The organism is Flavobacterium aerium (genome assembly GCF_030766725.1).
GTDB lineage: Bacteria > Bacteroidota > Bacteroidia > Flavobacteriales > Flavobacteriaceae > Flavobacterium > Flavobacterium aerium.
Genome location: NZ_JARQWR010000014.1, coordinates 51889 through 66676, shown reverse-complemented (window position 1 = coordinate 66676; position 14788 = coordinate 51889). Strand labels below are relative to the sequence as shown.

General features: G+C 33.1%; 13 protein-coding genes. 8 read left to right on the top strand and 5 right to left on the bottom strand.

Annotation, left to right across the window (positions count from 1 at the left end; translation table 11 throughout):
• The first annotated feature begins 6 nt into the window (after nucleotides 1-6).
• The 7 genes from P6733_RS16940 to P6733_RS16910 all read left to right on the top strand — a co-directional run bounded on the left by P6733_RS16940 (nucleotide 7) and on the right by P6733_RS16910 (nucleotide 5468).
• A complete protein-coding gene (locus P6733_RS16940) occupies nucleotides 7-636 on the top strand; it encodes a response regulator (protein ID WP_306354144.1) in 630 nt (209 codons plus the stop codon).
• 147 nt (nucleotides 637-783) lie between these two features.
• Nucleotides 784-1173 carry a DoxX family protein gene (locus tag P6733_RS16935; protein ID WP_306354143.1) on the top strand — a complete coding sequence of 130 codons (390 nt, stop codon included), beginning with the start codon at nucleotides 784-786 and terminating at the stop codon, nucleotides 1171-1173.
• Between the two features lie 20 nt (nucleotides 1174-1193).
• Nucleotides 1194-2381 carry a hypothetical protein gene (locus P6733_RS16930; RefSeq protein ID WP_306354142.1) on the top strand — a complete coding sequence of 396 codons (1188 nt, stop codon included), beginning with the start codon at nucleotides 1194-1196 and terminating at the stop codon, nucleotides 2379-2381.
• 70 nt (nucleotides 2382-2451) lie between these two features.
• The gene (locus tag P6733_RS16925; protein ID WP_306354141.1) at nucleotides 2452-3357 is read left to right on the top strand and encodes an AraC family transcriptional regulator; all 906 of its coding nucleotides are present in this window, start codon (nucleotides 2452-2454) and stop codon (nucleotides 3355-3357) included.
• Nucleotides 3358-3435: 78 nt separating this feature from the next.
• Nucleotides 3436-4386, top strand: coding sequence for a cation diffusion facilitator family transporter (locus tag P6733_RS16920; RefSeq protein WP_306354140.1), 951 nt, complete (start codon nucleotides 3436-3438; stop codon nucleotides 4384-4386).
• A gap of 148 nt (nucleotides 4387-4534) precedes the next feature.
• Entirely contained in the window at nucleotides 4535-4735 is a 201-nt protein-coding gene (locus P6733_RS16915; RefSeq protein ID WP_306354139.1) for a hypothetical protein, read from the top strand.
• 34 nt (nucleotides 4736-4769) lie between these two features.
• Nucleotides 4770-5468: a hypothetical protein gene (locus P6733_RS16910; protein ID WP_306354138.1), complete on the top strand. Its 699-nt coding sequence runs from the start codon at nucleotides 4770-4772 to the stop codon at nucleotides 5466-5468.
• A gap of 28 nt (nucleotides 5469-5496) precedes the next feature.
• On the opposite strand, the gene P6733_RS16905 is transcribed toward P6733_RS16910, so the two are convergent.
• The 5 genes from P6733_RS16905 to P6733_RS16885 form a co-directional block, all read right to left on the bottom strand.
• On the bottom strand, nucleotides 5497-6435 hold the full coding sequence (locus P6733_RS16905) for a ketopantoate reductase family protein (RefSeq protein WP_306354137.1): 939 nt from the start codon (nucleotides 6433-6435) through the stop codon (nucleotides 5497-5499).
• Nucleotides 6436-6613: 178 nt separating this feature from the next.
• The gene (locus P6733_RS16900) at nucleotides 6614-8044 is read right to left on the bottom strand and encodes a TolC family protein (protein WP_306354136.1); all 1431 of its coding nucleotides are present in this window, start codon (nucleotides 8042-8044) and stop codon (nucleotides 6614-6616) included.
• Nucleotides 8028-11204, bottom strand: coding sequence for an efflux RND transporter permease subunit (locus tag P6733_RS16895; protein WP_306354135.1), 3177 nt, complete (start codon nucleotides 11202-11204; stop codon nucleotides 8028-8030). The genes P6733_RS16900 and P6733_RS16895 overlap by 17 nt, the downstream gene beginning before the upstream one ends.
• Nucleotides 11205-11230: 26 nt before the next feature.
• The gene (locus tag P6733_RS16890; protein ID WP_306354134.1) at nucleotides 11231-12313 is read right to left on the bottom strand and encodes an efflux RND transporter periplasmic adaptor subunit; all 1083 of its coding nucleotides are present in this window, start codon (nucleotides 12311-12313) and stop codon (nucleotides 11231-11233) included.
• Between the two features lie 138 nt (nucleotides 12314-12451).
• A complete protein-coding gene (locus tag P6733_RS16885; protein ID WP_306354133.1) occupies nucleotides 12452-12871 on the bottom strand; it encodes a hypothetical protein in 420 nt (139 codons plus the stop codon).
• Nucleotides 12872-13321: 450 nt separating this feature from the next.
• Here P6733_RS16885 and P6733_RS16880 point away from each other — a divergent pair, with 450 nt between their 5' ends.
• Nucleotides 13322-14686, top strand: a complete 1365-nt coding sequence (locus P6733_RS16880) for a glycosyltransferase family 2 protein (protein ID WP_372339313.1) — start codon at nucleotides 13322-13324, stop codon at nucleotides 14684-14686.
• Nucleotides 14687-14788: the final 102 nt, after the last annotated feature.

The window sequence follows — 14788 nt, the reverse complement described above, 5'->3', positions numbered from 1 at the left end:
ATACAGATGGTAAAATCATATAAAACTGTAATCGTGGACGATCATCCCATTGTTATTGAAGGACTACAGGTTCTTTTCTCCCAATCGGATGCTGTAGAAATTATCAGAACATTTAAGTCTGGAAAAGCATTATTGGAATATGGAAATTTACATAAAATAGATCTCATTTTATTGGATGTATTTTTACCAGATATCAATGGCATTGACCTATGCTTAAAAATCAAGAAGATATATCCTCAGATTGTTGTTTTGGCTATGAGTAGTCAGGCAGAGCGGAGTATAGTTTTACAAATGATAAAGAATGGGGCAAATGGTTATTTATTGAAAAGTGCCTCCCTTAATGAATTTAAGGAATGCATCCAGAAAGCAATTGCTGGTGAATTGGTCTTTAGCAATGAAGTGAAAAGTATTGTGAATAGAATGCACATTGACGATTTCAGAACCATTCCTCGATTAACCCGCAGAGAAAAAGAAGTTTTGTCACATTTAGCAGAAGGAAAATCAACACAAGAGATCTCTGAAATTTTGTTTTTAAGTTTTCTCACCGTTCAAACTCACAGAAGAAATTTGCTCAGTAAATGTCAAGTACGGAATGTAACAGAGTTGTTGAATTTTGCAAAAGAGAATGGATTATAATTTAAACAGCGAGTAAGAGGATTCAGTTTATATCAACTATTTTATTGTATTAAATTTATTTGATAAAGCATTAAAATTATGTGTTATTTGTAGCAGAAGATATTTTTGTAAAAAAGCGACAAGTTATTACATATTAAAAACGAAATTATGGATGGTAATCTAATATTGAGGATAGCTGTATCAATTATTCTTTTGACACACAGTGTATTTGGGATGTTTGATAACGGTATAAATGATTTCGGTAATTTTTATTTAAACCAAGTAGGATTTGCTCCCTACGGAGTTCTATTGGCGTGGATTATAAAATTATCACATGTTCTATGTGCATTACTTCTGTTAGCAAATAAATATGTAAAATGGGCTTCTATTATTACTATTCTAGTCTTGATTATGGGAATTATTATGGTTCATTTCAAGGAAGGGTGGTTTGTTGTGGGCGGAGGTCGAAATGGTATGGAATATAATTTTTTACTCATTTGCGTTTTACTAGCAATAATGTTTCCTAATGGAATTGGAAAGAAGAAAGAATCAAATTGAAGATAAAACCAATATAAAAAATGAAGTATATTTATTTACTGATCCCATTTTTATGGGCACAAACCTTACTTGCCCAGACTAAATTACCAATTATTAAAGCGACCACTAAGGCTGTTGCTATTAAAGATGGAGCTTATTTGTATAAAGATGCATGGACAATTTCTCCCAATGTAAAATTGGACGTTTATACGGCCGATCGAACCAGAGAAACAAAATGGGTTACCTTCTATACAGATATCGATTCTATTAAAGTAAAAGTGAAACCTGGTACAAAACACAATTTTATTGTCGTATTGAACGGGAAAGATTCTTGTTATACTCAAATAACAAGTGCGATACGTCCAGAAATTAAAATAGCGAGTAACAAAGTTACCCACGATACGATTCCGTTTACATTGACCTCTTTCAATGCAATCCATGTGCAGTCGATTGTGAATAGTACAGATACCTTGAATTTACATTTTGATGTAGGATCATTTGATTTTCGTTTTACAAAAGATGCTATATTGAAAAAAACGAAATTGCTTTCCAATCAACCCGATGCTTTAGCAGGTAAAGTAGTACCAAATTATAATAATCTGAATAAAGTGCATACGGTACAAATGGGAAGTCTAATTTTTACAAACCCAGAAATTGTACCGACAGGAGTTACAGCTCGTGAAATGGATGGACGATTTGGTTGGAATCTTTTTGAAGGCAAACAGGTTGAAATTGATTATGACCATAATGTTTTAATCGTTCATTCTAAATTGCCTAAAAAACTGAAAGGCTATACAAAATCAAAATTAGATTTTATCCAGTCTTTTGTCTGTATGACAGGAACTTTTGATATTGAGAATAAAAAATATGAAGGAAAATTTTTGGTAGATACCGGTTCAGATCAGGCTATCATTTTAGATAGTACGTGGATGGCTAAACAAAATTTCCCTAAAAACTTGAAGCTGATTAAAACATCTGTTTTGAGTGATCCAAGAGGAGTAAAGTATGAAACTAAAATTGTAGAAGCTCCTGCATTTCAAATGGAGAATTTGATGCTGACCAATATACCAACTTATCTTTTAGGAAGTAATAATCCAACTCGTTTTGAAATTAATTTTTTAGGAAACGATCTATTGAAACGCTTTAATATAATAATTGATTTTAAAGAAGATTATATTTATCTCAAACCCAATAAACTAATGGGCATGAAATACAGAGAAAACTCATAACAATTCATAAAAAAATCACTAGATATTGTAAAAGATACATGTTTTTTGAGGTCGAGAAGAATAGTTGAAAATGAAAGAAATAAAGAAAGAATTACAAGAGTTTAAATCTAAAAATGAGATCGAGAATAGGAAGTCAATTCCCGTGAATCATATAGGGGAAGAGTTTGGACACGGAATTTCTTTGGAAAGAATTACGGAAGAAAACTATTCTTCTTCGGGGGAAGCAGGACATCCACACCGACATGATTACCATATTTTTTTATTAGCACAAAAAGGTTCTGTTGATTTTGAAATTGATTTTGAAAGTCACACCATAACTGCACCATCTATATTATACATACACCCGAATCAAGTACATCGAATTAGGAATGCACATCAAGCTGATTTTCATTTAATTGGGATGGACAGCGATAGTCTGAATACGATTTATCTGGAATATCTTGAACAATCTCATTTATCCATTCAACCGATAACATTAGAACAAGAAGATTTCTTGTTTTTCAAATCAATGTTGGAACAATGCATACGAGCTTCAAAATGTAAAAAAGATAAAGTATATGCCGAAATATTAAACGATTGCTATAATGCCTTTGCAGGCTTAGTAATTGGGCAATATATGCAACATACAGAACCTATCACAATTATTACCCGAGCAGAAATTATCAATAGAAATTTCAGGACAACACTCGAAAAGAACTTCAAGAATATTAAAAGACCAGCGGGATATGCAGGTCTTTTGAATATTTCCACATCCTATTTAAATGAATGTGTAAGTCAGGTTACAGGATATTCTGTTTCCCATCATATTCTACAGCGTGTAATGCTGGAAGCCCGACGATTATTATATCATTCAGATCAATCGATTAAAGAGATTTCCATTGCTTTGGGTTATGAAGATCCAGACTATTTTTCCCGATCTTTTAAAAAGATTGTAGGGGTTTCCCCGATCGCATTTAAAAACAAAATCCTCGATTAGTCCAGTTCATACTTCTTTTTCTCCATGTATATTTTAGAAATGCAACACTAGCTTTGTAGTATTAAAAAAATACATTTTATGGGACATCATCACGGACACAGTCATACCTCAAACGGAAAAGCGTTATCTATTGCCTTCTGGTTGAATCTATCCTTTTCAATTATTGAAGTTATTGGAGGAATATTAACCAATTCAACAGCTATTTTAGCCGATGCTTTTCATGATTTTATGGATGCAATGGCAATAGGATCAGCTGTACTTTTGGAAAAAATATCAGGTAAAAAAAGATCCTCCAAATTTTCATACGGATACAAACGCTTTACATTATTATCAGCTTTGGGAATGGCAGTTTTTCTGCTGATTGGTGCAGTAGGCATGATTATTAAAGCAGTAGAATCCTTTATGCAACCCCATGAAGTTAATAGTACTGGAATGGTATGGTTAGCGCTATTGGGTATTGCAATTAATGGTTTTGCATTCTTGAAAATTAGAAAATCAAATAAAGAAGGGCAAAAAGAAGATTGTGATCATAGCCATGGACATTCGCATGCTCATAATCATGGATCAAATCATAATAGTAGAGCCGTTATGTTGCATTTGTTAGAAGACGTATTAGGTTGGGTGGCTGTTTTGATTGGAGCTATAGTAATTCATTTTACAAACTGGTTTTGGATTGATCCATTATTAGCCATTGGAATAGCCTTGTTTATTAGTTATAATGCCACAAACATTATGATTAGTACTATGAAAATATTTTTACAATCCGTACCAGAGGATGTGAACGTAGAGGATTTATCCAAAGAGCTTCAAAATATAGAAGGAATACAAAGCTTTCATGATTTACATATTTGGACGATGGATGGCAATTACAATATAGGAACATTGCATATTGTGGTCAAAGATTCAAATATACCATTGATGGAACAAATCAATAAAAAAGTAATGAATTTGATGAAACAATATAATATTCAACATCCTACTTTACAGTTAGAAACAACCGAAGACCACTGCGGATTAGTACATTGTTAATTATATATTTAAAATAGAATTAAAAATTTTCTGATTTACGGGAACCCGCAAAAAATAATAAAGTTAAGATTCTAATTTTACAATAGAAATAAAGATAAAAATACTTCTAAAAGGAAAATTATGATTAAGCAAATAAAACAAATGAATTATGGGATATAGAAGATCTTATTACAGAAAAGATGGGACTTATGTTTCAGATTCATTTGATAGCAGAGGGAGTAATAAAACAAAGAGTTTTTATAACACAATACCTAGCACACCACAAGAAACAAAGTATAATAATAGAGGATGTTTCGGGGTAATGTTAATTGTAATTCTATCGTTTATAGTATTATATAATATCTTATAATATTTTAATATATAAAAAAAAACAAACTGTTAAGATGAAAAAAAATATAATTATAAGTTTTATTGCAATGTTTTTCTGTAATACAAATTCAAAAAATTATGCAATAGAAATATTGACTGAAAATTTAATAAATACAGAAGTTAAGATAGAATATTTAAGTAAATCATATAAAATTATTAGTGAAGATAGAAATCTATCATTAGGAAAAGTCAGTATTGATGTACGACTAAACGGACCAATAAGTGAAATAGAATTAGAAAAAATTGCTTATAAAATTAAAAAAGAAAGAAATGAGTTTGATAAAATTTGGATATGCTATTATTTACCTGGAAATAAAGTTGGACATGGTGCTTGGGCAACAACCCATTTTTCTCCTATTTTAAAGGTGAATATTTTAGGAGCTACAAAAGAATCAATGGATAAACTCAATAAAGTAAAAGTTTCAGGACAAATTTTGAAAATTTGGAAAGATTATGATGCAATAATGCCATGTAGAATATTTTTAGTTAATGAAAAAAACCAATTATTACTGAAGTCTGAATATGCTGAAAATAATTTTACTAAGGCTGGGCAATTAGTTCAAAAATTGACAAAACGTAGATATAAGAATAAAACCCGATATGAAACTAACAATAAGCATAATGAATACTATGTGATAGAAAAGAACGGAAATTTAGGAATGTATTCGAAGGAAGATGGAAAATTTAAAGAAGCAATTTTAGAAAAATTGTAAGATTATGAAACGTGCTTTAAGTATAGTTCTATTTTCTGAATTTTTCCGAGAGCTTATTATAAAGCATTGAATAAGTAGGAGTAGGGACATTATACTTTTGTCCTTCGGTAATAATAAACCCAGTTAACGATTCCAGTTCGTTATTGGGTTTATTGTTTCTTATATCCGTATGCATCGATGAAGTAGCCTGATAAGGTAATGCTTCTAACTTTTTCATGGTTAAGGCAACAATATCCTCAGAAATAGCGACTTTTCGAGCTTTGGCAATTCGTGTTATTTCTTCAATTAATCCCATTAAAATAGTACGATGATTGTCATCCTCTAATAAAGGTCCAATGTTTTGATCAAAATAAGAAGTCGCTGTAGCGGTAGGAGAAAGAAAAATGAATTTTTCCCAGATAATTTCAGTGCTATTTTCTGAAAGTATAGCCTCAACTCCAGCTTGTTTTAAGAGGTCTTCTAATAAAAGTATTTGATTATTTAATGGAGTATCAAGTCCAAAATAAAGTTTTTGTATGTTCCCACTATTTTCAACTATTCCAGGCTCTTTTAGGCGGGATATAATATAAACACAACCATTTAAAACGGTGTTGTCAGGATAGATTTTCTGTAATTGCTCTTTGCTTACAATACCATTCAATAAAGGCAAAATGATGGTGTTTCTATCAATGCAAGGCTGTAGTTGATGCATTACATTTTCAAGATCATAGCTTTTTGTAGCGATAATAATGAAGTTGGCAATCCCAATTTCAGGGGGATTATTTGTTGCGATAGCTGGCTTAGCAGTAAATGTTTCAGTACTATTAATCACAGTAAGGCCATTATTTTGAATCGCTTTTAAGTGCTCTCCACGGGCAATAAAACTAATTTCAACACTTGGACTGTTTTGAAAATGACGGGCTAATAAACCGCCAAAATATCCTCCAACACCTCCAATACCGGCAATAATTATTTTTGTTTTATTCATTCTACCTGACTTATATTTTATGTAGTACTAAGATAACGGAATGTTTTTAAAGTATCTTAAATAATAGTCTCCAGGATATTTCTTGAGATAAGTAATAAAAAAAAGCCTTCAAGAACAATTGTCCTGAAGGCTTTCATTAAAAATAATTTGAGTAGGCTAAACTTCTATCTTGACAGATTTAATTCCATCCACCACCTAATGCTTTGTAGATATTAACCATCGCATTCATTTGCTGTTTTTTGGTTTCAATAAGCTCAAATTTTGATTCTAATGCATCACGTTGCGTCATTAATACTTCCATATAATCGGCACGAGCGGATGTAAATAAATCATTTGAAATATCAATAGATACCATCAATGCTTCAACTTCTTTTGATTTCAAATCATAGCTTTTTTCTAAGTTATTGATTTTTGAAACTTGATTAACAACTTCAATATAAGCATTTAAAATAGTACGCTCATAGTTGTAAACTGCTTGAATTTGTTTTGAATTCGCACTGTAATACGTTGCTTTAATAGCATTTCTATTGATTAATGGAGCAGTGATATCTCCTGCTAATGAATACAGTAACGACTCCGGTGTTTTCACCAAATAAGAAGGATCAAAAGCTTGGTAACCTATACCAGCCGAAATACCCAATGAAGGATAAAAACGAGCTTTAGCTACTTTCACATCCAATTTGGCAGCAGCAAGGTCCAATTCTGCCTGTTTAATATCAGGACGATTAGCCAATAACTGTGACGGTATACCCGCATGAATAACTTCCGGTATTAAATTATTGAATGCCGGAGCATCACGTTGAATAGGTTGTGGGAATCGACCAACCAGGTAGTTAAGATGATTTTCAGTTTCGGTTATCTTTTGTTGCACATCATACTGAATACTTTTTGTATTGAGTAATTGTGCTTCAAATCTGCGTACAGCTAATTCTGTAACCTTAGCCGATTCTTTTTGTAGTTTAACAATTTCAAAAGCATTGTTTTGCAATGCAATATTCTTGTTTAGGATTTCCAATTGATTATCAAGGGCTAATAATTCATAATATGAATTGGCAATTTCAGCAATAAGGTTAGTAACCATGAAGTTTTTTCCTTCCACAGTAGATAAATATCGACTTACAGCTGCTTTTTTAGCATTGTGAAGTTTGCCCCAAACATCAATTTCCCATGTTGCATAAAGTCCAGCCATATAATCTGGCAATGGTTCAGGAGTTTCTTTGCCGGGTTTAATTTCAGTGTTAGCGTCATTTGCTCCTTTACTCGTATATCGGCCTACTTTTTCAAGACCTGCAGAAGCTTTTGCACCAATGAAAGGTAGATATTCTCCTTTTCGAGCTCTGATTTCATTTTTAGAAATTTCGATTTCTTGTAAGGTAATATTCAACTCCTGATTATTACTCAATGCCGTTTCAATTAAAGCACCAAGACTTGGATCTGTAAAATAGTCTTTCCATTTTACTTTAGCAATATTAGTGCTATCCTGCGAGTCATTATAACTCGCAGGTACAGTTTTATTTTCTGTTTTTTGGACTAAAGCAGGTGCTTTACATCCTATAACACTCAGTAATAGTATGCAGGCAATTGCTGCGTATTTATTTCTTTTTAACATGATGGTCAATTTCTTCAGTTAATGGTCTTTCATCTTCATTTTTAATCAGCTTACGGCCATCTGCCAGTGTGCCAAATATGTAGTATAGTCCCGGAACAATAATAACCCCGAAAATGGTTCCAAAGAGCATACCTCCGGCGGCAGAAGTACCTATTGTGCGGTTTCCTATTGCCCCTGGTCCTGTAGCAATAACTAGAGGAATTAATCCGGCAATAAAAGCAAATGAAGTCATTAAAATAGGACGGAAACGTACTTTTGCACCTTCAATAGCCGCTTCAAGTATCGTGAATCCTTCCAAATGCTTCTGGACGGCAAATTCGACAATCAATACGGCATTCTTCCCGAGCAGTCCGACCAGCATGACGAGTCCAACTTGTGCATAAATATCATTTGCAAGTCCAAACATTTTAAGTAAAATGAATGATCCGAAAATCCCTGCAGGCAATGAGAATACTACTGCAAGTGGTATGATAAAGCTTTCATATTGTGCGGCTAATACTAAGTACACAAAGGCTAATACAACGATGAAAATATAAATTGCTTCATTTCCACGAGCAGCCTCATCTTTAGAAAGTCCTTCCCAGTCAATACCATATCCACGTGGTAACGTTTTTTGTGCAACCTCTTGAATTGCTGCAATCGCTTCACCACTACTGTATCCTTTTGCAGGTTCCCCACGAATCGCAGAAGAAGTATACATGTTATAACGTGTAATTTCATTAAGTCCTTGTGTCTTTTTAATTTTCATAAAAGCAGAATAAGGAACCATTTCATCACGGTTATTCTTCACATATAATTTCAACACATCTTCTGGTAACTGTCTGTATTCTGGAGAGGATTGTACATATACTTTATAAAAAGTACCAAACTTAACGAAACCAAGTTCATAGGTACTACCGACCAAAATTGATAGGTTATTCATGGCTTTACCAATGGAAACACCTTTTTGCATGGCAGCCTGATTATCAATTTGAAGTTCATACTGTGGATAGTTGGCACTAAAGAAGGTAAATAGACCTGTTAACTCTTTACGTTTGCCTAATTCAGCCATAAACTTATCGTTTACTTTCTCTAAATCTTTATAATTATCAGAGTTAGTTTTATCCAATAAACGTAGTGAAAAACCTCCGGCAGCTCCATATCCAGGTACAGCAGGTGGACCAAAGAATTCTATAGTTGCTCCAGGGATATTCTTGGCTTTTACCTCTAATTCCTCAATAATTTCAGTAACAGTATGCTTACGATCGGACCAGTTTTTAAGGTTAATAATACAAGTACCCGCGTTAGATCCACGACCTTCTGTTAGTACTTCATAACCCGCTAAGGCTGAAACAGATTTAATACCTTCTACACGTCCAGCAACTTGCTGTAATTCTCTAGCAATATCATTTGTTCTTTCCAATGTAGAACCTGGAGGAGTTTGAATAATTGCATAAATCATACCCTGATCTTCATTAGGGATAAAACCAGATGGAAGACTACTACTCGTTAACCATATTCCACCACAAAAAGCGATAAGGATACCGAAAGTAACGACTCTACGATTTGCAATTAATTTTAGTAACCCTACATATTTTCCTGTAATTTTTTCAAATACATTATTGAAAACATCAAGTAATCTATTGATAGGTGTTTTCTTTCTTGGTTGGCCATGATTATTTTTTAAAATCATAGCACACAATACTGGAGTAAGGGTAAGAGCAACAATACCTGAAATTACAATAGAAGTAGCCATTGTAATAGAGAATTGTCTATAGAATACACCTACAGGACCAGTCATAAAGGCAACAGGAACGAATACAGCTGTCATCAATAATGTAATTGCTATAATAGCACCACTAATCTCACGAAGTACTTTTTTTACGGCTTTATAAGGAGAGAGATGTTCCTCCTCCATCTTGGCATGGACGGCCTCGACGACGACGATGGCATCATCGACAACGACCCCAATAGCTAATACAAGAGCAAACAAAGTAATTAAGTTGATGGTAAGACCAAAATATTGCATGAAAATAAAAGCTCCAATAAGCGATACTGGAACGGCAATAATTGGAATTAATGTGGAACGTAAATCCCCAAGGAATACGAATACAACCAATGCAACCAATACAAAAGCTTCACCCAATGTATGGATTACTTTGTCTATAGAGGCATCCAAAAAGCTAGAAACGTCATAACTAATCTCATAGTCCATTCCATTCGGGAAAGAACTGGATTTAATTTCTTCCAGTTTCGCTTTTACTTCTTTAATTACATCGCTGGCATTACTTCCATAGGTTTGTTTTAATACAATAGCGGCAGAAGGATGATTGTTTAAGTTGGAATAAATATCATAAAACTCGCTTCCTAATTCTACATCAGCAACATCTTTTAGATGAAGTATTTCCCCATTTGCATTTGCACGAATAATAACATTTTTGTATTGTTTGGTATCATTATATCGTCCTTCATATGTTAATACGTACTCTAATGACTGTGAACGTTTACCAGAACTTTGTCCAATTCTACCCGGAGAACCAATAATACTTTGTTCAGATAATGCTTCCATTACTTCATCTGTAGAAACATTATACGCACGCATTCTATCAGGTTTTAGCCAAATACGCATAGAATACTGTCTACTACCCAAAATTTGTGAACTACCTACACCAGGTAATCGGTTTAGCTCATTTACAATATTTACACTGGCATAGTTGTATAGGAACTTTTCATCTGCATTCTTATTCTTACTGTAAAGATTCACATACATCAACATATTAGGAGCAGTAAAGTTTACTACAATACCTTCACGTTGTACCAATTCAGGTAGTCGGTTTGTGATTTGTTCAATACGGTTTTTTACGTTTACAACGGCCTGATTAGGATCAGTACCCAAATCAAAAACTACTTGTATAGTAGCTTCACCAGCACTGGTTGCATCAGAAGTCATGTATTTCATCCCCGGTACACCATTAATGGATTTTTCCATTGGGATAAGTACAGATTTTACTAATACGTCAGCACTTGCTCCCGGATAAGCTACACTAACAAGTACCCTTGGAGGGGCAATTGATGGGAACTGTGATACGGGTAGCGTATTTATAGCCAGTATTCCCATGAATATAATGACAAGAGATATCACTATAGCCAGGACTGGCCTTTGTATGAATTTATTAAACATTGTCTTATTTTTTTATACTGTGAAAATTATTCTGCAGGTAGTTTTAAATCGGAGATTATAGATTGAGGTTTTTTATAATCATAAGTAATCTTATCATTATCTTTTACCTTGCGAATACCTTCAAGAAGTATTTTGTCATTTTCATTTAAACCTTTGCTCACCACATAAAGATCTTCCATTTCAGTACCAATAGTAATTTCTCTGGAATGTACTTTGTTATCTTTATCTACTACAAAAACATATCGTTTCTCTAAAACTTCATACGTCGCTTTTTGAGGAATGATAATCGCATTGTTTAGGGGAACATTCATTTCGATATTACCGGTTTCACCGTGGCGTAATAATCCATTAGGATTTGGAAATGTTGCTCGGAAAGGGATGTTACCCGTTTCATTGTCAAAGTCAGCTTCAATAGTTTCTACTATACCTGGACTATCAAACAGTTTATTATTAGCCATTAAAAGATTTACTTTGATGTGAGTATTATTTTTTACCTGAGCCTTGTAATCTAAGTATTCTGCTTCAGGAACATTATAATATACCCACATTTGGCTGTTATCAGAAAGATTAGTTAGTAAATCACCTTCATCCACAAGACTCCCTGGTCTTACGTGAAAACGGTCAATTATACCATCAAATGGCGCTCTGATTTGTGTGAATCCAAGGTGGACTTTTGTTAGAGATAATTCAGCATTGGCTTTATCCCATTTGGCTTTTGCCATAGCTAATTCATTAGGAGCTACAACATTTTTATCCGCCAATCTTTTGGTGTTTTTGTATTCAATTTCAGCAAAATTAGACTCAGCTTGAGCTTTTTGCATTTCGGCTTCATATATCTTAGGCATAATTTGAAATAAAAGTTGCCCTTTTTTTACAAATTGACCTTCATCAACATATATTTTATCCAAGTAACCTCTTTCTTGGGTTCTAATTTCTATATGGCGTATGGAATTAATTTGAGACACATAATCTTTAGTGATTAAGGTGTCCATTTTTATTGGATTAGTAACTAGAAACTTAGTTTCGCTTTCTGTTTCTTTTATTTCTTTTTTACAACTGATATTGCACAACAACGCGCACAAGCTCAAGAGCATGAGTATTCTCTTCATAATAATTTTAAAATATGATTTTTGTGATAATCCTTTTGCCAGTTGGTATAAAACAATACAACTGAATCCCGCTTAACGAAATGTGAAGGGGCTATTTATGTAAATAGATAATTAGGCGGATGCCTAAATAGGATTAAATCAAATTCGGAATACCTGAAAGAGGATGAACCACCTTTGTGAGGAGAAATATAGAAAATGCTTACCAATAGGCAAGCGATTTTTGAAGTTGTTAAAGAAATCGGCAGAAACAGGAGTGGAAAATACAGAAGTAAAGTAATGACTACCTGTTAATTTTTTCTTGAAAGTGTTAGATTCACTATCATCACCCTCATCAACAATAGTTCTGCTGTAGTCTTTTTTTAGTTCTTTTTCAGAAGAATCAACCTTGAAACTTGAATTGGATTCAAATTTTAAAATACTGTCAACTTTCTTAGTATGCTCAATATTTTTTAAAAGTGAGAAGTAATCATTATCATGTGTATGCGCTTGCAAATGGGATGATCCACTTACTATAAGCGTTATTAGTGATAGGAAAAATTTGAATAATGATCTTTTCATCGAGGACAAAATTACATAAAGATGATTACAAAGACAAAATTACAGATTAAATATTGTTATAAAATTAACACAACTTTGTGGACTATAAGAAATGCTTTTTAAATTATGATAAACGAGTAGGAATTAGTTTTAGGATATGATACTGTATTTTAAAAGGTAATAATATCTATATCTCAAAGTGAGGAATTGGGTGCAGAATGGGGAAAAAATACCCACTTAAACAGATGTGTTTATTGTCTAAATGCTTGGTTTTCAATGTAAATATGTAAGTGGCATGAGGCTTGCTTATTGGGATGTGCGGATGCCTCTCACTATTTGTTGATGAATTCAATAGGATTAGAAAACAAAAGAAAGAAAGGCAATTTAAGATAGAAAAATAGTATTACAACAAACATGAAAAGCGAAAAAATCACATCAAAACAATTGTATTATTCTGATCAACAATCTTTTATGGATAAGATTGCAGGAAGATTTACAGCGTCTAATATAAATCCATTAGGAACGATAGTATTAATGGGTACATTTCTATTAATGATTGGAGCAGCTTTTTTATTTTATGAATTGCAACCTCAATTTGATCAATTCCATACGGACAGAATAAATTCTACACTAGGTCTTACTTTCCTAATTATAGCAACAACATTATTGTTGTTCAAAGGTGGTTTCTTCTTGTATAATTTATACCTGTATTTCCTATATAAGCCAATTAAATCAGTTACAGACGATTTATTACCTACTTGTACCGTAATTGTACCGGCATATAATGAAGGTAAGCAAGTTTGGGCAACATTAATGAGTTTAGCAGAAAGCGAATACCCAATGGAGAAATTACAACTATTGGCGATTGACGATGGAAGTAAAGATGATACTTGGTATTGGATGCAAAAAGCGAAAGAGAAATTAGGAGATCGTTTGTCTATTTACCAACAACCAGAAAATAAAGGAAAACGACATGCACTTTACCGTGGTTTTAAATTGGGTAGTGGTGAAATTTTCGTAACGGTTGATAGTGATTCTGTTGTAAAAACAGATACATTACGAAATTTAGTAAGTCCTTTTGTTACGAATGAAAAATGTGGTGCTGTAGCAGGAAATATTCAGGTATTGAACAATGATAAGGCTATATTACCTAAAATGTTAAACGTGAGTTTTGTATTGAGTTTTGAATTCATGCGTTCTGCGGAAAGTAGTTTAGGTTCTGTACTTTGTACACCAGGGGCTTTGGCTGCTTATAGAAGTACAGCTGTATTTGCTTGTCTTCCAGAATGGATTAATCAAACCTTTATGGGGGAACTTTCTGATATTGGGGAAGATCGCGCCATGACCAACATGATTTTGAAACAAGGACATCATGTGCTATTTCAAAGAAATGCTTATGCTTATACAAATGTTCCTGAAAAATACAGTGGATTATATAAAATGTTTATTCGATGGGATAGAAGTAATGTCCGTGAAAATATTATGATGTCACAATATGTTTTTAAAGAATTTAGAGAGGAATCTAAAATAGGAACAAGACTTTTGTTTTTGAACCAATCTTTAAAAATCGTGATGACCTATCCATTCACCATATTCATGATATTCTTGGTGCTAACACATCCATTATTATTTGTTAGTTCAACACTTTTTAGTATACTTGTTTTGTCTAGCTTCCCAGTATTATTCTATGCAAAACGATATACATTATCAGAGTCTTTTTGGGCATATTCATATAGTATTTTATATACTTTTGGATTATTCTGGATTACTCCCTATGCAATTGCTACGGCGAGTAGAAAAGGATGGCTTACCCGTGAATTAGTGGAAAATAAATAGTGGTACTTCTAAAGTAGAGGACTTAAAAAGAGTCAAAATGTTGAAAAACATTTTGACTCTTTTTTTATGTATTATAAAATAGGATTAAATAGAGGTGTACGT

What these genes read in the sequence shown, in the direction of transcription:
- P6733_RS16930 (WP_306354142.1), top strand. Translation starts at nt 1,194, where the DNA reads ATGAAGTATATTTATTTACTGATCCCATTTTTATGGGCACAAACCTTA.
- P6733_RS16900 (WP_306354136.1), bottom strand. Translation starts at nt 8,044, where the DNA reads ATGTTAAAAAGAAATAAATACGCAGCAATTGCCTGCATACTATTACTG.
- P6733_RS16880 (WP_372339313.1), top strand. Translation starts at nt 13,322, where the DNA reads ATGGATAAGATTGCAGGAAGATTTACAGCGTCTAATATAAATCCATTA.
- P6733_RS16935 (WP_306354143.1), top strand. Translation starts at nt 784, where the DNA reads ATGGATGGTAATCTAATATTGAGGATAGCTGTATCAATTATTCTTTTG.
- P6733_RS16885 (WP_306354133.1), bottom strand. Translation starts at nt 12,871, where the DNA reads ATGAAAAGATCATTATTCAAATTTTTCCTATCACTAATAACGCTTATA.
- P6733_RS16910 (WP_306354138.1), top strand. Translation starts at nt 4,770, where the DNA reads ATGAAAAAAAATATAATTATAAGTTTTATTGCAATGTTTTTCTGTAAT.
- P6733_RS16920 (WP_306354140.1), top strand. Translation starts at nt 3,436, where the DNA reads ATGGGACATCATCACGGACACAGTCATACCTCAAACGGAAAAGCGTTA.
- P6733_RS16915 (WP_306354139.1), top strand. Translation starts at nt 4,535, where the DNA reads ATGGGATATAGAAGATCTTATTACAGAAAAGATGGGACTTATGTTTCA.
- P6733_RS16940 (WP_306354144.1), top strand. Translation starts at nt 7, where the DNA reads ATGGTAAAATCATATAAAACTGTAATCGTGGACGATCATCCCATTGTT.
- P6733_RS16905 (WP_306354137.1), bottom strand. Translation starts at nt 6,435, where the DNA reads ATGAATAAAACAAAAATAATTATTGCCGGTATTGGAGGTGTTGGAGGA.
- P6733_RS16890 (WP_306354134.1), bottom strand. Translation starts at nt 12,313, where the DNA reads ATGAAGAGAATACTCATGCTCTTGAGCTTGTGCGCGTTGTTGTGCAAT.
- P6733_RS16895 (WP_306354135.1), bottom strand. Translation starts at nt 11,204, where the DNA reads ATGTTTAATAAATTCATACAAAGGCCAGTCCTGGCTATAGTGATATCT.
- P6733_RS16925 (WP_306354141.1), top strand. Translation starts at nt 2,452, where the DNA reads ATGAAAGAAATAAAGAAAGAATTACAAGAGTTTAAATCTAAAAATGAG.